This window comes from Aporhodopirellula sallentina SM41 (assembly GCF_000346505.1).
GTDB lineage: Bacteria > Planctomycetota > Planctomycetia > Pirellulales > Pirellulaceae > Rhodopirellula > Rhodopirellula sallentina.
This window is the reverse complement of the sequence record NZ_ANOH01000206.1, coordinates 22,331-44,345: the sequence shown is the minus strand read 5'-3', so window position 1 is coordinate 44,345 and position 22,015 is coordinate 22,331. Positions and strand designations below refer to the sequence as shown.

Annotated in this window: 17 protein-coding genes; 8 read left to right on the top strand and 9 right to left on the bottom strand. The window is 57.9% G+C overall.

Annotation, left to right across the window (positions count from 1 at the left end):
- Positions 1-118: 118 nt before the first annotated feature.
- The 5 genes from RSSM_RS13375 to RSSM_RS13355 all read right to left on the bottom strand — a co-directional run bounded on the left by RSSM_RS13375 (position 119) and on the right by RSSM_RS13355 (position 6,395).
- Entirely contained in the window at positions 119-724 is a 606-nt protein-coding gene (locus RSSM_RS13375; RefSeq protein WP_008679426.1) for a rhomboid family intramembrane serine protease, read from the bottom strand.
- A 44-nt stretch (positions 725-768) separates the two neighbouring features.
- On the bottom strand, positions 769-1,815 hold the full coding sequence (locus RSSM_RS13370; RefSeq protein ID WP_008679425.1) for a glutathione synthetase: 1,047 nt from the start codon (positions 1,813-1,815) through the stop codon (positions 769-771).
- Positions 1,812-3,830, bottom strand: coding sequence for a flavohemoglobin expression-modulating QEGLA motif protein (locus tag RSSM_RS13365; RefSeq protein ID WP_008679423.1), 2,019 nt, complete (start codon positions 3,828-3,830; stop codon positions 1,812-1,814). Before RSSM_RS13365 ends, RSSM_RS13370 begins: the two co-directional genes overlap by 4 nt.
- Positions 3,827-4,612 carry an N-formylglutamate amidohydrolase gene (locus tag RSSM_RS13360; protein WP_008679421.1) on the bottom strand — a complete coding sequence of 262 codons (786 nt, stop codon included), beginning with the start codon at positions 4,610-4,612 and terminating at the stop codon, positions 3,827-3,829. The genes RSSM_RS13365 and RSSM_RS13360 overlap by 4 nt, the downstream gene beginning before the upstream one ends.
- 274 nt (positions 4,613-4,886) lie before the next feature.
- Positions 4,887-6,395, bottom strand: coding sequence for an aldehyde dehydrogenase family protein (locus RSSM_RS13355; RefSeq protein WP_008679419.1), 1,509 nt, complete (start codon positions 6,393-6,395; stop codon positions 4,887-4,889).
- A gap of 472 nt (positions 6,396-6,867) precedes the next feature.
- Between RSSM_RS13355 and RSSM_RS13345 the strand changes: the two genes are divergently transcribed.
- Positions 6,868-7,374: a nucleoside deaminase gene (locus RSSM_RS13345; protein ID WP_236621128.1), complete on the top strand. Its 507-nt coding sequence runs from the start codon at positions 6,868-6,870 to the stop codon at positions 7,372-7,374.
- A gap of 180 nt (positions 7,375-7,554) precedes the next feature.
- Here RSSM_RS13345 and RSSM_RS13340 read toward each other — a convergent pair whose 3' ends face one another.
- Entirely contained in the window at positions 7,555-8,592 is a 1,038-nt protein-coding gene (locus tag RSSM_RS13340) for a hypothetical protein (RefSeq protein WP_008679414.1), read from the bottom strand.
- 226 nt (positions 8,593-8,818) lie between these two features.
- Between RSSM_RS13340 and RSSM_RS13335 the strand changes: the two genes are divergently transcribed.
- The 3 genes from RSSM_RS13335 (at position 8,819) to RSSM_RS13325 (ending at position 14,590) form a co-directional block, all read left to right on the top strand.
- Positions 8,819-9,646, top strand: coding sequence for an RsmE family RNA methyltransferase (locus RSSM_RS13335; protein WP_008679412.1), 828 nt, complete (start codon positions 8,819-8,821; stop codon positions 9,644-9,646).
- A gap of 216 nt (positions 9,647-9,862) precedes the next feature.
- Positions 9,863-11,188: an AAA family ATPase gene (locus RSSM_RS13330; protein WP_144059786.1), complete on the top strand. Its 1,326-nt coding sequence runs from the start codon at positions 9,863-9,865 to the stop codon at positions 11,186-11,188.
- Between the two features lie 123 nt (positions 11,189-11,311).
- Positions 11,312-14,590, top strand: a complete 3,279-nt coding sequence (locus tag RSSM_RS13325; protein WP_008679406.1) for a protein kinase domain-containing protein — start codon at positions 11,312-11,314, stop codon at positions 14,588-14,590.
- A 335-nt stretch (positions 14,591-14,925) separates the two neighbouring features.
- Here the strand turns inward: RSSM_RS13325 and RSSM_RS33730 are convergent, their stop codons facing one another.
- From RSSM_RS33730 to RSSM_RS13305, 3 genes are all read right to left on the bottom strand, one after another.
- Positions 14,926-15,063, bottom strand: coding sequence for a hypothetical protein (locus RSSM_RS33730; protein ID WP_008679404.1), 138 nt, complete (start codon positions 15,061-15,063; stop codon positions 14,926-14,928).
- A gap of 850 nt (positions 15,064-15,913) precedes the next feature.
- A complete protein-coding gene (locus tag RSSM_RS13310) occupies positions 15,914-16,945 on the bottom strand; it encodes a hypothetical protein (protein ID WP_044302478.1) in 1,032 nt (343 codons plus the stop codon).
- A 45-nt stretch (positions 16,946-16,990) separates the two neighbouring features.
- Positions 16,991-17,593: a hypothetical protein gene (locus RSSM_RS13305; protein WP_008679394.1), complete on the bottom strand. Its 603-nt coding sequence runs from the start codon at positions 17,591-17,593 to the stop codon at positions 16,991-16,993.
- Between the two features lie 243 nt (positions 17,594-17,836).
- Between RSSM_RS13305 and RSSM_RS13300 the strand changes: the two genes are divergently transcribed.
- The 4 genes from RSSM_RS13300 (at position 17,837) to RSSM_RS13285 (ending at position 21,907) form a co-directional block, all read left to right on the top strand.
- Positions 17,837-18,772 carry a nicotinate-nucleotide diphosphorylase gene (locus RSSM_RS13300; RefSeq protein WP_044302489.1) on the top strand — a complete coding sequence of 312 codons (936 nt, stop codon included), beginning with the start codon at positions 17,837-17,839 and terminating at the stop codon, positions 18,770-18,772.
- Positions 18,773-18,821: 49 nt separating this feature from the next.
- Positions 18,822-20,309 carry an undecaprenyl-phosphate glucose phosphotransferase gene (locus RSSM_RS13295; RefSeq protein ID WP_044302488.1) on the top strand — a complete coding sequence of 496 codons (1,488 nt, stop codon included), beginning with the start codon at positions 18,822-18,824 and terminating at the stop codon, positions 20,307-20,309.
- A gap of 73 nt (positions 20,310-20,382) precedes the next feature.
- The gene (flgN, locus tag RSSM_RS13290) at positions 20,383-20,823 is read left to right on the top strand and encodes a flagellar export chaperone FlgN (protein ID WP_008679388.1); all 441 of its coding nucleotides are present in this window, start codon (positions 20,383-20,385) and stop codon (positions 20,821-20,823) included.
- Positions 20,824-21,283: 460 nt separating this feature from the next.
- Positions 21,284-21,907, top strand: coding sequence for an RNA polymerase sigma factor (locus RSSM_RS13285; protein ID WP_008679387.1), 624 nt, complete (start codon positions 21,284-21,286; stop codon positions 21,905-21,907).
- Positions 21,908-22,015 lie beyond the last annotated feature (108 nt).

The following is a 22,015-nucleotide window of genomic DNA, read 5'->3' as shown; positions in this document are numbered from 1 at the left end:
CCCAATCAGCCGCCGGGCGTTGGCCCCAGTTTTCCGATGTTATCCGCGGCTAACGCCATTCGGCTGAAGGGTTCTGGGGGTGATTCTCAAGACTCCCGATGTCTTCTTTGACAACGCTTCAAAAGAAGTGTGTCACCTTTTCGGATGTGGCGACGCCGACCAGGACGCCGGCGATGGCGCCGAAGAGGTGGCCGTCCCATGAGACGGATGATCCGAACGAGGGGATGATGCCGCCGAGCAGGCTGCCGCCGAAGAACAGTCCCACCGCGATCGCGACGGCAATGGAGACGAATTGTTTCTCGCGTATCCCGACGATCATCAGGAACGTGATCAGCCCAAACACCAAACCGCTCGCGCCGACATGGTTGGCGGGGCGGCCGAACAGCCACAGCAACACGCCTCCGCCGACGATGATTGCGGTGACCGATTCCCAGGGGCGTTCGCGCGTCAAAACGGTGAGCGACAACAAAATGGCGACCGGAATGGTGTTGCCGATCAAGTGGGCGAGGTTGGCGTGAAGGAACGGCATCAGGGCGATGCCGGGAAGACGGCGGAACGTTCGCGGCACCAGCCCGAATTCGATGAACGATCCGGGCACGATGAAGTCGGCGAGGTAGACTGCCCACATCACGCCGAGAAACCCGGCAACGGGATAAAGAATGGGTGGCATGACGTGTTGCTGTGCTGCAGTGCGGATGAGTGTTCGGTTGGGAATACGAATCACTTTATCATCGTCGTGCGGTCGGCGAAAACCCGTCGCGATTGCCGTTACAGGGTGGCGATATCGCGGTTCTGCATGTGAGACCCGTAGTAGGAACGATACTTCGACTTTCGCTCGAGATCGCGGATGACTTCCGCGGCGAAGTCGACACCGGTCAGCTCGAGTGCGCTGCCGAGCCCGCCGGGACTGAACACGTTAATCTCCATCAGTTTGTCTTCGACGATGTCGAGTCCGACCAAGAACATGCCGTCTTGGACGAGTTTCGGCCGCACCATTTCGACGAGCTGCAGCATTTTGTCAGTCACTTCGGCTTCGACGCACTTGCCGCCGGTGTGCATGTTGCTGCGAGCGTCGCCGGTATCGTTGCGTCTTCGAAACGCAGCGTACTGGCCGTCTTTCATCAGGGGGCGACCGTTCATGACAAACATCCGCACGTCACCGTCGATGGCCGCGGGGAGGTATTCTTGAGCGATGCAGTATCCGTCTCGAATGACGGCTTCGATCATTTGATTGAGGTTGGCTCGTTCGTCTTCGCCGATCAGAAACACGCTTTGTCCACCGGAGCCCTGCAGGGGTTTGATCACGACCTTGTCATCCTGATCCCCTATGAACGCTTTGATGTCGTTGACGTCGCGGCTGATGCAGGTCTTGGGACGTACCTGTTCGGGAAATTGTTGGAAATAGGTTTTGTTGAGTGCATTGGCGAGGCTGAAGGGATCGTTCAGTACGATCACGCCACGCGTGGCGGCGAGCTGTCCGAAAAGAATACCGCTCGTCTGCGCCCACGGGCGTTCGGTGGCGTCGTCGGAAGGATCGTTTCGAAGCATCAACACATCGAGTTCGTCGAGGTTGATGCGGTGGTCGGCGTTTTTCTCGCTTTGGATTTCCGAAAGGTAGTCTTCGAGCGAGTCGTAGGTTCCCCCGTTAGCACTCTTGGCATGTGCTTGGATCGAACCGTCGGTCGCGTAGATGAAATCACCGACTCCGAGAAGATAGGCTTCGTGTCCCATATTGACCGCAGTCATCGCGAGACGTGTGGTCGTGTAAACCGATTGTTCGGTCATGACGTCGTTAACGACAAATGCGATCTTCATTCGGTGTTCTCCAGGAGGTCGATAACTGATTTGCCCCGACACGCATCGAGACGTTGGCGGGCGGCGTCGTCTTCAAGAAAACGCGGCAAGATTCGTGGCGGTAGGATGACGCCACGACGCCGGAGTTCTTGAATGTAGGGCACGTGATGAAGTCCGATTTTGCCAACGTACAACGGTTCGAGGTCATGGCCGTTGGATAGGTAGTCGAGTAAGTCGCGAAGACCTCGCAGGTAGATCATGTCTTTGGTTAATCCGCCGCCGCGAAAAACACGTACCGTGATCGTGGTGGCTTGGCGAAGCGAAAAGTCGTGGTTTGTTTGAAGTTTCCCAAGCACGTCGCGGAACGATCGCCCTTCGACCATCCAGTCAACGGCCAACACACGAGCGGCCAACGTTCGCAACCGGGATTGGGTGAGTCCGCCGACGAGGTATTCGGCGAGCACAGCGAGCCCTTCCTGTAACTCTTCGTATCTCGCCAGTCCGCCATGCAATTGACGAAACGGCTGGCACCGGCCGTTGAAATAAGTCAGCAAGTGCGTGCCGATTTCGTGATGCAACAACGGTGCCAATCGTTCGCGTGAAATGGAAACATCGGGCGAGACCAACAGTTTGTCTTTGGAGACCATGATGCCCGACGCGATCGAATCGTCGCGTTCCACGGTCGCGTTGAACTCCGTCATCCGCGCGTGGTAGTAATCGATTTCTTCGCGAGCAGCCTGCATTAACGTATCGGCGTCAACGCCGTGCTGCGACGTTTCGGTTTTCTTCGGTGGACTGACTCGTTTGGGAATTCGTTCGAGGATTTCGGCCGCGAGTTTGACCAGCGACGGTTCCGGGCTGCCGTAGAGTTGCAGACTGCTCGTTAGGAAATTAGACGGTTGCGGATCGTCGTGAAGGGCTAGCTCCGGCGAGTGGAGATCGCGGAGAGAAGTAAGTTGGCGGTCGATCTCATCCTGCTTCTCCCAGAACAGATGCGCGAGCGTCGGGTCTTCGACTCGTTCGATTTCGATATCAAACAGACGTCGTTTCAGTATGTTCGGGTGATGAGGCAGGTGCCGATACTGCATCGGCGGTTCTTCATGTTGACCGGTTTTGTCAATTTGGCTCGTGATCGCGTCCGCGTTAACGGGTGTTACTTGCAAGAGGTAATCGAACGAATCGGCAACTTCGCATAGCTGTTGGTCGACCAACCGAGCAGCTTTCACCATCGAAGACGGGCCATAGTGGTCGTAGTGTGGTTGTGCTTTGCCGGATGGACTGCCTGTGAATTCGGCGACTGTTTTGCGAATCACACGCGCGAGTTTTCCGCGTAGGCCTTGGAAGGCCAATGGGTAGATTTTTCGGTGAATGTGGTCGCGATAAAAGGGCCGGACAACAATTCCGACGTAGCAGCACGCACCGCGTGTGTCCTCGCAAAGCGCCGCGAGTTCGGGGAGTCCTCGTGCCTCCGCGGGTTCTGCTTCGGTTTTCACCACGACAGGTGTCCGTCCACTGATTCGAATCGTACGAAGTGCATCGCAGAGAGTATCCGTTGTGGATGCGATGCTGTTGATCGATGGGACGATGACTTCGAAGTCAGGTGTATCTGTGTCTTGATCTCCCGTGTCGCGCTCCCAAACCTCGATCAGCAAGAACGTCCCGAAATGCTCCTGCATGGATGAGCTGATCATCCCACAGAGGTTCGACAAACCTCGATGATGTGAGTCTCGATCCGAGGCAAACACGTACGCGGCTTCCGACGTGATCAGTTCTCGGGCTGATGCGTCGTTCTGGTGCGACGCTAGATTGTGCGATGCATTGGGGGCGTGATTGGCCGGATTGGATAGGCCGGTAAGGTCGCCGCGGAACAAGCACAGAAACGGCAATTGACGGTCGAAGCGTAGGCGACCGCCTTCGGGGAGATTTCGGCGAACGCGTTGGTTCCTGGCGAGTCGCTCACATGTGATCGACGCGGTGGTTTCGTATCGGTTTGTGATATCGATCGACGAAGCGAGTCGATCCGAGCCAATGTTCACATCTGCTCCAACGCTTTGCGGACACCCGGGACGGTCGTTTCCAACGCCTGGTAGATACACTCGACTTGGGCTGGATTCGCTTCGCCTTCCCATTCATCCATGAAGAACTTTTTGAACTCGATCGCGATCGAGCAAACTTGTTTGGGAAACGTTTGATGGATCCATTCGCAGAAGTGTCCGCCTTGGAATTTGACGTTTTCTCGCACGTCGAGTTTTCGGCCGTGGAAGTCGTACTCGCGGAGTTCGTGGATCATCCGCTCCACAACCGGTGCCCAGTAATCTCGGTCCATCGTCCCCGTGCCGATGTTGACTTCGGGATTGGTTGTGGGATCGGCTTTGGGGCCTTCGGGACCGTCACGACGTTGGTTGTAGGTGTGAAGGTCGTAGACGACGACACGGGGATACTCGTCGAGCATCTCGGTGAGCAGTTCTTTGACTTCGGCGTAGAACGCGTCGTACTCGCGAAGAGAGGCGTCGATCATCGACTGGTCCGGCGGCGTATCCCACACCTCGAGCCCCCAGGCGTCGGCTGGGGTTTCGTAGACCGCTTTATCACGTGGACGATTGAGGTCGACTTCAAAGCGTGAACGCAAGCCAACGATTTGAGTCTTGGCGATTTGGGTCCATTCGCCGGTCAGTGGATCCTCCTCGCGGAGTTGCTGCTTGTCGTCGATCGCTAAACGCTGTTCGACGCTCTTGCGAGTTTGGTGACCGTTGTGTATCGCCGCTGCGATGATCGGTCCGGTACCACGTTGAAAGATACAGTGGGGTTTAAGTGCCATGAAACGAGACTCCAAACAGAACACGCAAAGAACGTGTTTCGTCGACGCGTGAAATAGCAACGGCGATTAACGTTTCGCCGTTGAACGCGTGAGAGAGTCGCAAGTGGCATGCCAAGCGAACGGGACGTAGGTGAACGGGACGCGGATAAGCGGGACGTAGGTGAGCAGGACGCGGATGATTCCTCCGCGAGTGTGCTGCGTGCCTGGTTGCACCGAATCGGTTAGGCGTGGGGCGACGCAGCATCACTCTCGTCCAGGGCTATCAGCCCGGTGTCTACAAGTTCACGCAAACCGATTTGGTTTGCAGGTAGTTTTCCAAGGCGGCGTGTCCCATTTCGCGTCCCCATCCGGATTGTTTGTATCCGCCAAACGGCAGTGCCGCGTCGAAGATGCTGTAGCAGTTGATCCACACCGTTCCGGCTTTGACCGCCTTGGCCAATCGGTGTGCTTTCGAGATGTCTCGCGTCCAAATTCCGGCCGCCAGACCATAGGAGGAATCGTTCGCGTGAGCCTTGAGTTCGTTGTCGTTTTCAAACGGCATGGCGGCGACGACGGGGCCAAAGATTTCCTCGCGAACGACCGACATCTCCGGTGTTGCGTTCTTGAGAACGGTGGGTTGGACGAAGTAGCCGTTGCGGTCGAGGGCCGCGCCGCCGGCGGCCGCTTCCGCGCCCGCATCGAGACCGGCTTGCAGGTATCCGCTGACTCGTTCGAATTGTTCGCGAGAAACCAGTGGCCCCATTTGAGTTGACGGATCAAACCCGCTGCCGACTTTCATGTTCGATGCGATCTCGCTGACACCAGCAACAACTTCGTCGTAGATGCCGCTTTGGATGTAGAGCCTCGATCCGGCGCTGCAGACCTGGCCTTGGTTGAAGAATATCGCGTCGGCCGCACCTGCGACGGCGGTATCAATGTCGGCATCATCGTAGATCACATTGGGGCTCTTCCCACCGAGTTCGAGTGTCACCTTTTTCAGGTTGCCGGTCGCCGCACCGATGATCAGTTTGCCGACTTCCGTGGATCCGGTGAAAGCAATTTTGTCGACGTCGTCGTGCGAAGCGAGTGCGGCACCTGCGGTTTCGCCAAAACCGGTCACGATGTTGACAACGCCGTCGGGGATGCCTGCTTCGGTAACAAGCTCACCGAGACGAATCGCCGACAAAGGTGTCTGTTCGGCGGGCTTGAGGACGATCGTGCAACCCGTCGCCAACGCCGGACCGAGCTTCCAGGCGGCCATCAACAGTGGAAAGTTCCATGGAATGATTTGCCCCACAACGCCGATTGGTTCTTTCAGTGTGTACGCGTGAAATTCACTGCCGGGGGCGTACGGCACGTTGAGCGGAATCGTGTTGCCTTCGATCTTGGTCGCCCAGCCCGCCATGTATCGGAACATATCGGCAGCGAGTGCCACGTCGGCTGCTTTGGCGACCGCAAACGGTTTGCCGTTGTCGAGCGTTTCTAGCTGCGCGAGTTGGTCGGCGTTCTCTTCGATCAGGTCGCCGATCTTCCAAATCAGCCGGCTGCGTTCGGACGCAGTCATCTTCGACCACGGCCCTTCGTCGAAGGCCGCGCGAGCGGCGACAACGGCGGCGTCGATATCGGCACTGTTGCCCTCGGCTGCCTGTGCAATGACATCGTCGGTTGCCGGGTCAAAGACATCAAACGTCTTTCCGCTTTGGGCGTTCACCCATCGGCCGTTGATCAACAACTGTTTGGGCGATGATAGAAACGATCTCAACTCGGAGGGAACGGCATGTTCGGATGCGATCGACGTCGACATATAGCTAACTTTCTGCAGTGGGGATGAGGGTGGGGACCGACGTTTCATCGTAGCAGAATGGATACCGCCGGTTGGTGACCCCGCGCTCGAGATGGATGAAGAAAAATGTGAGTGTTCATCACTCGAACATCGACCAACCCGGCGTGAATTCGTTCAATAAGAATCAACTCATCGGATCACGTTTGGATGCGCAAAATTAGCGTTCGTTTCTCTGTGACGCGTGCAGTCCGCGTAAGAGATCGATTTTGTACGTACAGTGTTCTCGTGAGCGTGATCGCCGGGACTGTCCGGCCCGATATGTGCTGCGTCGCGAGTCAATGAGTCGCGGCGATGCGAGGCGATGGAAGTTGATGTGGGTGGGGCGGTTGGAACGTGGGACGTTCACCGCCTGAACAACAAGCTTTGATTCACAATCATCCGCGTCGCCGATGATACGATGTTCCCGAAGATGCAATACAGAGAGCTACCATTGATGATCAGAAAGGCTGCAGGGATGCCGCAGACATTGAGTGATTGGAATTTGAAACAGTCGATGAAGTCGGCGTTGGCGGTCGCAGAGGAGGGGGTGCAGAAGGGCGAGAACCCGTTCGGAGCAGCGATCGTTTCGCCTTCCGGTGAGCCAATCGCGGTCGCCCATAACACGGCGCGATCGACCAACAACCCGTCGGCGCACGCGGAGGTCAACGCGATTGCGAACGCATGTGAAAAGTTGCAACAACGTGACCTGAGCGGGCATTGGTTGGCCGCGACCGCCGAGCCGTGTCCGATGTGCCTGTCGGCCGCGGCACTCGCGGGGATTCGGCACATCGCCTTCGGTGCGAACCAGGTCGTTGTCAAAGAAGCCGGCTACGGGGGATTGGGGATCACCGGTCGCGAATTGGCGAAGTTGTTTGCCTGCGAGATCGACCTTCGAGGCTCGGTGCTCGGCAACGAATGCATCGCGTTGCTGTTGCGAAATCGCAAGCGAGGACGCGCGTAGGATAACGCGCCGAAGCTGCTTTGTTTGTACTTCGCCGCATCCGAGTGGTGCGTGGCGAGCATGATTTCGGGTGAAATGCCGTAGCGAACGTCGCCAAGACTTTCGGCGATTGACGAAGCCTGCCGAAACTCTTGGCGAGTTTCGCTACCCTGAAGTTCAGCAATGTTTTGGTCGAAAGTTTTAGGCGGCCTTGGATGTGGTGTTCGGCATTTCGGCGTGATTTTTCAGCGGAGTGGACAGGTCGGCGGCGGTGATCTGCCGGATGCCGGCGACTTGTCCGTGGACGAGCGCGGCGTGGACAAGCGATGCGAGTCGCGAGATGGAACCTTCGCTCGAATCGGCCAGTTGCGTAGCGGCGGAGACTGTGAACGCGGGCCGAGTGGCTCCGGCGTGCTGCATGGCTGCATTGACGCACCGGCGAAGTTCGCTCGCGTGGGGACGTGAGAGATGAAACGTTGCCAATCGATCCGCCGCCGCGATGCTGAATCGTTTCGAACCTGCCGAACGGCGTTGATGCTTACGAACGACGAGAACTTGCAGGTTACGAAGCCGGTTCGCTCGAGCCGAATACCATCCGGCCAGCAACGCGGCGCGATTGATGTCGGCGTACTTCAATTTCGTGGATGTTGTTTGCGACTGGTGCGTTTGAATCAGCCATAGCGTGCGGACTTGGCTGAGCGTTTCGACGTTGCCGCCGGTTCGCATCAGGCAACCGGTCAGCTCGTCGATCGATTGGTTTCGCCAGTTCGCGACGGCCGTTTCGAAAGCGGTCGAACCGAGTCCGGAGCTCGCCGCGAGTTGACGCAACCAAGTCGTCGATCCTGCTCCGGTCGACGCGGACACGACGCCGAGAGATCCCGGTCGACTGAGGAGACGTTGCAGCCAGGAGAACGCGGACGTGTGCGAGGCGATACGGAAATAGAAGTTGGCCGCGTCCCAGGGAACATCGACCATCGCGTGCGGTGAAAACGGGCTGGCGAGCAGCCCCCAATGACGCAGCACTTCCGGTGGTAATTCATGAATCGAGGCGGAGGGCGTCGGGTGAAAACGATCGTCGATTAACTCGCCACGGGTTGGTTCATTGTCCGTTCGGTTTGAGGATGTGTTCGCATTGGGGGCAAAGCCTTCGTGGGACGCGACGCGGTTTCGCGGGTACGTGTCACCGGCGTTGGCGGCGACCGTGTGGGGCTGCGTAACGAAACGTGGGGCGCTGTTCACCGAAGTAGGCCTCGTTGATTGAAGTGGTTGAATGGTTTGCGCGTTCAACGGACGATCGATTGACTATTTCATCGGCTAACGTGACGGGGCCACTGCGAGTCGTGCGACCGAGTCGTTAAACTCTGCCCGATGCAACGCCTCTGCGGGTTTGCGCTCGATTAACGGTTGCGACGGTCAACGTGAACCTCGCCGCCTTGAAACTTGAATCTTTCTGAGCCTTTTTGAAATGACGCGACGCTACTACGCCCCCGATTTAATGACCCAGCAACCGCTCGTCGAGTTGCCTTCGGAGGAGGCGATGCATGCCACCCGGGTGATGCGGGTGCAAGCGGATGATGAGGTTGAGTTGTTCGATGGAAAGGGCAACCAAGCCGCCGCCACAGTGAACTTTGTCGACCGGCGTCAATGTGTTTGCCGATCGGAGAAGCCCGAAAACATCGACCGCGAACCGAGCGTCTACCTGGAGTTGGCAATCGCGTTGCCCAAACCGGACCGGGCGAAGGAAATGATCGAGCGACTGACCGAACTCGGCGTCGCGCGGGTACTGCCGCTCGTGTGTGAGCGGACGCAGCGTCCGCCGGCGGATTCTTTGCTCGGAAAGTTGGAACGCATCGTCATCGAGTCGTGCAAACAATCCGGTCGAAATCAATTGATGTCGATCGCCCCGGTGATGAAGTTTCGCAAGTGGATGGAATCCGGATCATCGTTGCAGTCGGAAGGTTTTGCGCAGACGGCAAAGTCGATCGGGGAAGAAGATTCGCGTGAGGAAGATGCGCCGATTGAATCAGGCCAGCCGCAGTGGGACGCTCGATTGATCGCGATGCCGGGTGGCGAGTCGCTCGGGGATCTGATTGCGGGGTTGAAAGAGTCATCGAGGCAAAACTCATGGGGGCGTGTCAAAGTGCAGTGCGCGATCGGACCGGAGGGCGGCTTCAGTGATGAGGAGCTTTCCGCGTGCGTGGACGCCGGCATGAGTCCGATTGATCTGGGCAAACGGATCTTGCGGGTTGAAACGGCTGCGTGCGTGATCGCCTCGCGTTTGCTAGAGGATTGAGGGGGCGTTCACGCGGATCAGAGGGCGGTGACACCGCGTGATCGGCGGTCTTCAGGTGGGAATTAGGCCACCCGCAAAGGTTCAGGCTTCAAATGTCCAGGTGCGCCAAAATCGTGAGCTACGTTTGCGTGGAAGGATTTCTGTCCCCGCTGCGTTGGCGGGGCGATATCCGCATCACACCATTTTCGCTAGCCAATTTGGACGAGACGAAGACCGATGACCGCATTGATGACCGATACCCATAGCTTCGAATCATCGGCGCTTGGCGGGCTGCTGACGGACGATACGTTCTGGCCAGCCGAACCGCGGAGCCTGAATGAACTCGGCCTCTCGATCACTTTCGTCGAGTCGTTGCTGGTCAAAACCGTTCACCAAACGGGAACGATCAGCGGTCGCAACGTGGCCGCGCGATTGGGCCTGCCGTTTCGAATCGTCGAGCCGATCGTGGACGCGCTTCGGGTTCGCAAATACGTCGCTCACGTGCGTCCGGCGGCGTTCAACGATTACTACTACTCGTTGACCGAACTCGGGCAAAAAAGGGCTCAGGCACATTTTGCACAGTGCAGCTACGTCGGACCCGCTCCCGTTCCGCTAAACGATTACACGTTGAGCGTGGAAGCCCAGGCGGCGGGCGTTGACCCGATCGATCGCGATCAATTGCGAGAATCACTGTCGCGGATCTCGTACCAAGACGAGTTGCTCGACCAACTCGGCCCGGCGATCAACAGCAATACCGGGTTGTTCCTTTTCGGACCTCCCGGAAATGGAAAGACCACGATCGCTCGCAGTTTGACACGTTGTCTCGGTCAAGAGATTTGGATCCCGCATGCGATCCTCGATGACGGCAACCTGATCAAACTCAAGGACGACGCGTTTCACCAAGAGGCACCGATCCCGGAAGGGGACGGCAGCATGTTGAACTCTCAGGAATGGGACAAGCGTTGGGTCCGCATTCAACGGCCAAGCGTAGTCGTCGGTGGCGAATTGGTGATGGATAACCTGGAGGTACGCCATGATTCGCGATCGAACATGTGCGAAGCTCCGCTGCAGATGAAGAGCAACTGCGGTTGTTTGTTGATCGATGACTTTGGCCGTCAACGGATCGCCCCGGAAGAGTTGCTCAATCGATGGATCGTGCCGCTGGAAAACCGTTGCGACTACCTGACGCTGCCGACCGGAAAGAAGATTCAAATCCCGTTCGAACAGTTGATCATCTTCTCAACCAACCTGAATCCGGATGACCTCGTGGACGAGGCGTTCCTGCGTCGGGTGCCCTACAAGATCTTTGTGGATGATCCGTCGGAAAACGAATTTCGCATTTTGATGAAAACCGTGGGGGCTCAAATGGGTTTCCCCGAGACGCCGGAAGCCGCCGAGCATTTGCTCGCGTTCTACAAGTCAAGCAAGCGTGCGCCACGTCGTTGTCATCCTCGCGATTTGTTGACGCAGGTTGCGAACTTTTGCCGGTACCGAAAGATCCCGTTGACGCTGCGTCCTGAGTACCTCGATCAAGCCTGCAAGAATTACTTCAGCGCGTTGTAAGGATCGTTGCTTTCGCGGTTGATTTTGATTCGCCGCGTTTGCTGTCATCGTGTTCGTGTCATCGTTTTGCCCCGACACTGTTTGCTGTCCCCTTCGATTTATTCCCTTTTCTGATTCGTTTCAATGGCTGTCCAAAGCGTTCGCAAAATCGGGCCGGGTTATGAGCCGATCGCCGGCTATACCCTCGAGCAGAAGATCGGCGAAGGCGGTTTCGGCGAAGTTTGGCGTGCGAACGCGCCCGGTGGTTTGAAGAAGGCGGTGAAGATCGTCTTTGGGGCCACCCATGCGAATCGTGGTTCTCGCGAGCTGAAATCGCTCGAACGGATCAAAGGGGTGCACCACCCGTTCCTGTTGACGCTCGAACGATTCGGCGTGGTCGATGATCAATTGGTAATCGTCACGGAACTGGCCGACGGATCGCTCGAGGACGTGTTGAAGCGGCACAAGGACCGCGGTTCGTGCGGGATTCCCCGCGCGGCGTTGTTGTCGTATCTGCATGACGCCGCCGATGCACTCGATTATCTGCACAAGAGTTATCAGTTACAGCACCTCGACGTGAAGCCGGGCAACCTGTTGATGGTCGGCGGGCACGTCAAAGTCGGTGACTTTGGTTTGCTGAAAGATCTCCGCGAGACGGACAACTCCATCGTCGGCGGACTGACGCCAATCTACGCTCCGCCGGAAGTGTTCGATGGCCGGCCGAGCATGAACAGCGATCAGTATTCGCTCGCGGTCATGTACCAGGAATTGCTGACGGGAACGCGTCCATTCGCCGGGCGAACGATCGCTCAGTTGGCGACGCAGCACGTGCACGCGGCGCCGAACTTGGAGCCACTTCCGCCGGCCGATCGTGTGGCCGTCGCTCGTGCTTTGGAGAAAGACCCTGATCGGCGTTTTGAAAGCTGTCAGGAATTTGTCGATGCGTTGAAAACCCCGCGGCAGCGTCAAGACACAACAGTACAGCGAACCACAACGACGGCTTCGGTGCCAGAAGACGCGTCGGTCGAGGACCTGCCGAGTCTGACCGCCGACAGTAAACTGCTCCGCAGTCGCGTGACCGGACACGCGTTGATCGTGGCGATCGGTGGAGTCGGTGCAGAATGTCTGCACGAACTCCGCGGCCGGGTGGCGACTTTGCATTCGGCATGCCCTTTGGACCTTCACTCGGTGTTGATTGACACCGACATGCATACCATTCACGCCGCACGTCTGACCGAAGCGTCCGACCGGATTCCACCGGCCGCGATCATTCACACGCCGTTGCGATCGGCGTCGGATTATCGTGCCCGACCAACCGAGCATCTGCGGAACGTTTCGCGTCGATGGATCTACAACGTTCCTCGCAGCGGTGCGACCGAGGGCATGCGTCCGCTCGGTCGGCTCGCGATGGTCGATCATGCGGAGAGAATCGATAGCGAACTGCGCGACTCGATCGACCACCTCGCTGCGGTTTGCGGCGAACGGGTGCCGTCGATCTATTTGGTCGGATCGGTTTCGGGAGGAACGGCGAGCGGCATGCTGCTCGACATCGCGCCGCGTCTACGCACTTTGCTCGACGAAGCCGGGTTGGAGCACGCTCCTGTGTTGCCGTTGCTGTCATCGGTAGCGATGCAGGGCAACCCGCACCAAAGCGTCTCGTTGCACGATACTCATGCGGCTGTTTCGGAAATTCGGCACTATGTCACGCCGGGAAACAGCTATCCGGGAGACAACGGTGTAGATTGGCCGGGCGTTCCCGCCGTCCGCAATCCGTTGCGCGACGCCTATCTGATTCTCGACGGCGATCAGTCGTCGCCGGAATCCGCGTCGGCCTCGGCGACCATTGTGGATTACATTTGGGCGGACGCGACCGGTGCGGGCGAAATTTTGGCGTCCGCCCGTCGCTGTGACACGTCCGAAGGCGACGCGATGGCGAAGCCGATGATCCGCAGCGTTGGCGTGACGAGATTGAAGTGTGTCCGCGCGTTGGAGGAAAACCTTCTCGCCCCCGCAGCGGCCCGGCATCTGTTGCTGCGTTGGCTCGGCCGGCCGGCTGAGTCGCGAGAGATTGCTGGCCCGTTGGCCGAACGTCTCCGCAAACGATGCGACATGGATCCGGACGCGATGGTCGCAAAGATCCGAGCCCTCTTTGGAGCGAACGAAGCCGCGATCGTCGATCGGTTATCCTCTTTGCTGTCGCCGTTGAGTGATGAATCGATCACGCAATGTGAAACCATCGAGATGGTCATCCTCGGCAGTCTCGACGATGCAGACGTCGGATCCCAATTGCAGCGCATGGTTGCGGCTCAGATTGTTTCGCTGCGACGTGAACTCGTCGTGCGTCTGCAGGACGGACGCATCGACGTGACCTCCGCCGCACAAGCGATCGAAAAACTCATCGGGGAAACCCGCGAAATTTCCCGATTGCTTTCGGATCAGTCTGGAAAACACCCGAGCAAGATCACTGACGGTGGGCACACGAGCGACGATGAACTGGTCAATCGGCTCGAAGCCTCGGAGGCACTCGCGCTGCAACGTTTGATGGCGATCGCGCAGCAGTTGACCAGCCAATCGTATATGCGGTTGAGTAGGCAACTCGAGGGATTGCACACGCATTTGTCCGAGGCTGCGATCGGAATCGCTCGTGCGGTGCGAACGGTTCCTGGTGACAACCGTGACACCGAAAATCCGTGGACCGAAATGCCGCAGGAGATTCAGCTGCGATTGCCTCAAATCCTCGACCACCTGCACGGTGAAACCGCACAGCGTTGGTTGATCGCCCCGGTTCGTAGTCCAGAGTCGAAGTGGGACGTCGAGGCAATGGCGACGGACTTGGTCGCGAAATGTCTTCCGATGGTGGAGGACGTGATCGACCAACACCGCCGCGCGACGGAATCGTCGTCTACGACCACTTGCAGCGACGGAGTGTCGAGCACCGCAGGGGGGAAGACCGCGAACACCGCATCGCTCGGAGTGAGGGTCGAAGAAACAGCACAAAAGACAGCCACGGTGACGGCGTTCTACATGAACTCGGAAGATCGCGAGCCGGCATCCGCACCGATGAAGACGCAAGAGTTCAGCCCCACCGGCGGACAACGAAACCGTTGGAATGAGCAAACGACGATTGAATCGGCGTTGAAGGTTGCTGTTCCGGGCTTGCTGCAATGCGGCGGTCGTCAACGTCTCTTGCTGTTCGTTTCCAGTGAAGGTGAACGCGAGCGGTTGGAGCCGAAGGTATCCGCGGCTCACCAAGGATCGTTGACGACGGTGGTGATCCCAGGAATCACACCCGTGCTCGTTCACGAAGCCCAACAGATTCCAGTCGACAGCGTAATCAAACGCTTCGAAGCACTCACCGGCGGCAACACCCAAGTCAGCAAACGATTGCACGCCCGCACCGACGTGCAGTGGAATCAGGTTTAGTCAAAACCCCCGAGCAAACCGTAGCGAAAGTCGCCAAGACTTTCGGAGGGCAGCGCTGTTGCGTCTCGACCGGCCATTTTCGCTGCTAGTGGTGCGACACGATCAAGAATGAGGGGTTCACGGGCGTAGCGAAAGTCGCCGAGACTTTCGGCGATTCCCGAAGCCTGCCGAAACTCTGGCGAGTTTCGCTACCATGAAATTAGGTTTTGACGCGCCCCCGACCGGATCCGGCGCACCGTGTGGTTATCCGCCGAACCGGATCAAGTGCAGGCCGCGATACCGGCAACTTGTTGGGAAATGCCGATTGGATTCATCGCGGCTTGGGCGAAATCGCCCTACTCATCCGAAGGTGCGTTTTCGGCGAGCTTGGATAAGTGCTGTTCGATCTTGGAAAGCGACATCGCGATACCAAACAAGGCACCAGTGCCTCCACAGAAGAAAATGGAGGCGGTAATGTAGAAAAAGTTGTTCATCTGACCGATGCCAGCAATCGCTGCGCGCTCCGTAGCTTGGGAATTGGGCTGAGGGTAACTACCAGGGATTGAGCATTGGTTCCTGTCGGATAACGGTTGGGCAGACCGGACGGGTAGAGTCCATGTGGCTGTCTGAAAGTGGACGCAATTGCGATTCGGCGCAGTCCGTGGTTATCCAGCGTTTTCCTTGCGGAATGCTTGACGTTCGCGTTCCAGCGTAGCATGTGACGCGTGTCCAAACCACCAACCGGCGAGTGATGGGCGGCCGAACATGGGCAGCCAGAGACAGCCGAAGGCCACAAACACCAAAAGATGACCGCCGAATAGCCATTCATTTTGGCTTGGGGTGGCTTCGAAGTACATCAGGGATAGGAAGCAGGCGACTGCGGTCAAAGTCGAAAATGTGCTCGCGGTCGCCGAATTGCGGAGACGGATCCGTCGGCTGCATGTTGGACAGCGTGCAGCAGGAAAAGCCAAACGAAGTCGGCTTAGCGAACCGTCGCAAACCGGGCATTGTGTGGTCGCCCGGTTCTTTCTCGGTTCAGGTTGAATGTGAGTTGGCTGGTAAGGGTTGAGTCTCGGTCTCACGCATTCAACTTTAGTCGGGTAATGTACGTACTCCCGGGCGGCGAACAACGGGCGCGTGTGGGCAATGCAAATTCGTCACATACGTTCCGCGGTATTGGGTATCCCGAAAGGTGATACGCACGACGTACGTAGCCGGAGTCGCCAAGACTTCGAAGGCAGGCCTAGTTGGCGTTGGCTGGTTGGCGTTGGCCGGGTGTGTGGCCTGAACTCTTGGCGAGTTGAGCTACGTGTTCTACCCACGCGATTTTTTCGCCCAAGCATTCTATTCGTAACGGATACCACGCAGCGGCGGTCCGGTGGGGGCCGAGGCGCTGTAGGCGCTCGGCGTGCCTGCGGCGGTAGTTGTCGGAGCCGACCATGCAGACGTTCCCGCGACTGGATAATTCGGCGAGGTCGTACCAACCGTTGCACCGAAAACGGTGTTGCCGGGGTTAGAAGGGCCGCTGGCGAGTTGCATCAGGTCGACGCGGTTGGCGGTCGCGGGCATGGCGAATAATTGGGGATCGCCGGAGAGCAATTGGTTGATGCTGTACGTGGCGACGCTGAGCTGCAACGCCAACGGGGGGCCGGTGGCCGGGAACAGTTCGATTTTGACTTGATGCGGCAGCACCGTGTCCACTTCGGCGAAGTATTCGTGTTCGCTCGCGAAGCTCTTGGCGACAAGGCGTTGGTTTGGCGAATAAAGGAACAGGTGTGTGATGTAGCCGGCGGCGGGTTCGATGAAGCAAACCCGTTGATAGGTTCCAACTGCACTCGGGACGGCCGTGCGGACTTCGATCAAACCGTCGGTGCGGGTGACCGGTCCGGAAATCACCGTGTTCGGGTCCAGGCGTGCCAGTCCGATCGCTTCCATCATCCAGCTCGGGTCGACCGGCAAGATCGCTCGGTCCAGATTGCGTGAATACTGTTCGTGGGTGGCATGGTAGAGCGTTTGCGTCATGCCCTCAGGAACCTCGAACCAGAACTCCTGCGAGTTGCTGCCCAGATCGATGCCGCTGCCCATGATGATCGGGACGCTCGCCTTGAGCCGGAAATTGCGTTCGCGTTGCAGGTGCATGTTCGCGGACAATTTCGGCACCGCGGACATGCTCAGCACGTCCACCGTGGCAGAGTTGGTCGACAGTTCGCGGATCGCGTCGGACCGGTTGATCGCGGTGGCGAGGGCCTGAATGTCAGGCGTTTCTTGGAAAACGACCGGGGGCGGTGGAGTGTTGGAGACGGTCACGGTTCGAGCGCAACCGGCGCACAGGAGCATCCCGAACGCGATGATCATGGCGGTGCGTACGTCATGCATTACGAATTTGGGCTCCCTGCCACAGCGCGTTCGGACGGCGTCGTCTTATTCCACTTCGCGATACAATAGATCGACGAGTTGCTCTTGTAGGCTTTCTGCTTCCCCCGCGGCAATGGCACAAATTTCGATCGCCATCACCGATCCGTCCGCGGTCGATTCGAGTTGCAACATTTCGGCAGGCGGCCGGGGCGGAGCGGTTTTGGCGGCCTCGTTTTGTTCGTTTTCGGCATCCGGATCGTCACTGTCAGTGACGCTTTCGTCGGTCAACTCGCGGCTCGCCTGAGCATCCGGATTCGTGAACGACGCTGACTCGTGCGGTTTCAGGGCCCGTTTCCGCAGCAGCATCAACGCCAACAGGTATCGCATTTTCGTTTTCCCAGGATGCCCCTCCATCGACCGCAAAATGTCGATCAAGACCTCCGGTGGTGCGAGTTCTCGTTTTTTCTCTTCAGGCAGCGGGACCCGGTTTTTCCAGTGCCCGACGCAGCCATCAGGCGGCCCGTTCCAGGCGCTGGCGGAAATGTCTGCTCGGTGAAATTCCTCGTCGCCCTCGGTGACCACGGAGTAGTAGTACTCGCCGGGTTCGAGCGGGCGGTTCTCCACGCTGCAGCGACGCGTGGTTCGCCCGATTTTGTATTCGCCAATCATTCTCGTTCACGCATGGAGTTAACTGTCTTCGGATGTGGCAACAGGGGTAGCAGGGGTACCGCACCGGCCTGTTACATTATTAGCAAATCCAGATCTCCCAATGAAAGGTAGACGTTGAATACCGAAAATGCATCCAATCCGCCCGGCTCACCGAGTGTACCATCCGCGGGCCAAGCGTCTGCAGATCAGGCGTCCGCAAATCAGGCATCGGGCGAGTCCTCGGGGGATTACGCACCCGTGGTCATGAACGATCAACTCGAGAACGACCTCCGGCAGCTCATCCGTTTGGCGATCGCCGAAGACCTCGATGTTGCCGTCGATTGGACGACCGTGGCGATGATCGATGCCGACCGACGTGGAGCCTGCGAGATTGTTTCGAGGGCTGATGGTGTCGCCGCGGGCGTGGCTTTGGTGCCGTGGGTTATTGACGAATTCGATGCGGATTTGGACGTGGAGGTTCTCGTCGGCGAGAGCGAAACGTTCACGCCCGGTACGGCCTTGGTCCGGCTGTCGGGATCGGCGCGAGACCTGTTAACGTCCGAACGAGTCACATTGAACTTGCTCTCGCGGATGTGCGGGATCGCGACGATGACGCGGCGGTATGTCGAACTGCTCCAAGGCACCTCGGCCCGGTTGTACGACACCCGTAAAACCACCCCCGGCATGCGACGTCTGGAGAAGTACGCGGTTCGCTGCGGCGGTGGACACAATCACCGCACCGGGTTGTTTGACGGGTTCCTCATCAAAGACAATCACCTCGCGCTCGGGCGATCGAAACTCAGCACCGATTCCGACGACGCTTCCAAACCCACTCGCCTATCGGCCGGCGAGGCGGCTCGACGGGCGGTTGAAATGCGGGGCGGTTTGATGAACCATTTGGTTGCGCCGAAGATTGTCGAAATCGAAGTCGACGGGCTCGATCAGTTCGATGAGGTGCTGCGGACCGGCGTCGATATCATCCTGCTGGACAACTTTTCGATCGACGATTTACGCACCGCGGTGAAGGCACGTGACGAAGCCGGCGTCGGTGTTGAGTTGGAAGCGTCGGGCAACATCAATATCGACACGATCGCTACGGTCGCTAGCACCGGTGTGGACCGAATCAGCAGCGGAGCATTGACTCACCAAGCGACCTCGTTGGACTTGGGAATGGATTGGACCGAGGGTTTTGCGACCTAGGGTAGTGCAGTTTGACACTCCTTCGCATACGCATCGCTTTTTGTTCACCATGTCATCGACACCTACGGGTTCCCCCGCGCTCACCCCATCGGTGGGCTCACGTTCAGCAACCTCGATTCTCGGCGGGCGTCACTGGTTCGAATTTTTGCAACCATTGTTAGACGCCGCCTCGATCATGGCATCCCTGATCGCGGTCAAAATGTTCGCACGCGGCTACGTCGATGAAGCCGCTTGGGCGATGGGTTTGCTCGCGATCATTGTCTTCTTCCTCAGCAGTAAACTGACCGGTCTGCAGCGTCCGGATCGCCAAATTACCGTTGACGGAGAGATCATCAGCATCATGACGACGTGGGTCCTGACGGTCTGCGTCCTGGCGGTGACTGCGTTCGCAACCCGTTACGGTTCGCAGTTCGCTCGCAGCGTGATGTTCGCGTGGATTCTGACGAGCCCCGCGTTGATCGGTTTGACGCGGATGTGTTTGCGGATCGTCCAGGTCGGATTGCTGCGACGGGGCATCGGATCACGCCGCGTCGCCATCGCCGGTTGGAACCAACTCGGCCAGCAAACTCGATTGAACGTCGAAGGTGAACCCGCGCTCGGGCTGCAGTTTGCCGGGTTTTACGATGACCGAAACTCCGACCGATTGATCGCGGATCTCGAGGGCGGGAAAGGTGCCGAAGACCTTGGCGATTCTTCCGCGGGGTTGCTCAAAGGCAATCTCGACGAACTCGTCACGGCCGCGCGTTCGGGCGAAGTCGAAACGGTTTTGATTACGTTGCCGATGCGAGCCGAAAAGCGGATTCGTTATCTGCTCGACGAACTCAGCGACTCGACCGCATCGGTTTATATCGTGCCTGACTTCTTTGTTTTCGAATTGTTGCACTCGCGATGGACGCAGGTCGGTGGCTTGCCGGCGGTAAGCGTTTTCGAGAATCCATTATTCGGTATCGATGGAGCAGCCAAGCGTGTTGCGGACTTGGTCCTGGCGACATCGGGGCTGATTATGATCTCGATTCCGATGTGTTTGATCGCGATCGCGGTCAAACTAAGTTCGCCGGGGCCCGTGTTCTTTCGTCAACGACGGTATGGGCTCGACGGCCAAGAAATCCGCGTCTGGAAGTTTCGTTCGATGCGGGCTTGTGACGACGGTCCGGTCGTCAAACAAGCGACCGCGAACGATCCTCGGATCACCCGGGTCGGCGGAATCCTCCGTCGAACGAGTCTCGATGAGCTGCCACAATTGTTCAACGTGATCGAAGGGACGATGAGTCTCGTCGGGCCGCGACCGCACGCGAGTGCCCACAACGAACAGTATCGCGGTTTAATTCGTGGCTACATGCTGCGGCACAAGGTCAAACCGGGAATCACCGGGTTGGCGCAGGTCAGCGGTTGCCGTGGGGAAACGGAAACGCTCGACAAGATGCAAAAACGCGTCGAGTACGATCACCAATACATCCGCACTTGGTCGTTGTTGCTCGATCTGAGAATTCTCGCTCGAACGATGCTCATTTTCTGGAAACAGCCCGAAGCGTATTGAGGCAAAGCGTTCGATGCCGTTATCCTGCCTGGCAACTAGATGCCTGGAATGCGCGCACCTCGGAGGCTAATCGATGCCGACCATCGCAGAGTTTGAGCAAACGATCGACACCCGATACGAGCAGTTGAGCCAATTGCTCGACCTGACGACCCAGCAGGAGTCGGCGATCGAGCAAGGGCATATGAACGAGTTGATGCGATTGCTCGGGGTGAAGCAGCGATTGATCGAACTGTTCGTCGCGACGTCGGATCAGTTCAAACGAGAGTTCGACTCGTTCGAGACGCAGCCGACTGTTTCGCAGGCACACCGCGAACGCAACCAAGCGTGCAACACGATGCACCAAGAGTTGCTCGCCCGAGAAGCCAAATGTCAAGAAACGCTGACGACCAGCCGCGACGAGATCGGCGAGCAATTGATGCGTGGCGAAGGAGCACGTCGCGCCGTCGCTGGCTATCAACAAACCTCTACCCCCCGCCCACAAGGCGGCGGTTTGGACCTATCGAGCGACGGTTGAAACGGAACCGAGTACGAGCCCCGTCTGAGGACTCACCACCCGTCCGGTGTTGGAATCGATCGAGTCGAATCAATCCGCGAGATCCAGGCATCGGTTTTTCATCAGGATCGCAAAGACGCCGAGGAAGTGCCCGTCGCGGACTTCGCATAGCTTTGGTTCAAATTGCGGAATCTCGCTCACATTGCGGAGTCTCGCCCGCAGGGTGGATTGACGACATGGTGCCCAATGTCTCACCATCCTGGGTTGGGAACCGATTCGAAAACCTCGATAAGCTAATTTGCTGTCGTCTTGGTTGCCCTGGCGTGTGACATGGCTGACGCCGAGCGGCTGGTGATTTTTCGGATGGGTTCATCGTTGCAGTTATACTGGCTCGTTTGCGTAGCGATGCATTTGCCGTGGCGATGACGGTTGTATCTGCCGATCCCTGCGAGCGTTTCATTTACAGAGCGAGAATAGGCGGATGAGTACGCTGGATTCAAAAGAGACCGGCGAATCAGCGACCCGCGAATCCCTTTTGCGACGGGCTCAGGCGGACGCACACGGATCGGCGTGGGAGGAATTGCTTCAGTATTACGAGCCGTTCGTGCGGCGAACCCTTCGCGCGATGGGAGTGGAGGAAGGCGAGGCAGACGATGTTTGCCAGCAAGTCTTGGCTCACCTTTGGGGGCGTCTCGTCGACTTTCAACCCGATCACGAACGCGCACGATTCCGTACTTGGTTGACGCGTATCATTCGCAATACGGCCGTGAGTGAGTACCGCAAACGGATGCGGAGACAACGTGTTTCGTTTGCGGAGAGCAGTATCTTAGAGAGCCTCGCCGGGGACTCGTCGGACATCGAACAACGGATCGAAGACGAATGGCAACGCTACCTGGTGGATCTCGCGATGGAGCGGATTGACGAGATCTTTTCCGGGAACGCCGTCGAGGTGTTCTTGCGCAGTGTCGAGGGCGAATCGGCTGCCGATATCGGCCAGAGTCTTGGGATTCACGTCGATAGCGTCTATGTTTTGAAAAATCGAGTCAGGCGGCGCTTGGTACACGAAATCAAGGTCATCCGCGAAATGCTGGAGTTTCCAAGCTAGTGGTGCGTCACGATCAAGAATCAGGGTTCAAGGCCGTGGCGAATGTTGCCAAGACTTTGGGTGATTCACGAGCCCTCCCGAAATTCATGGCGAGTTTGGCTACCCTGA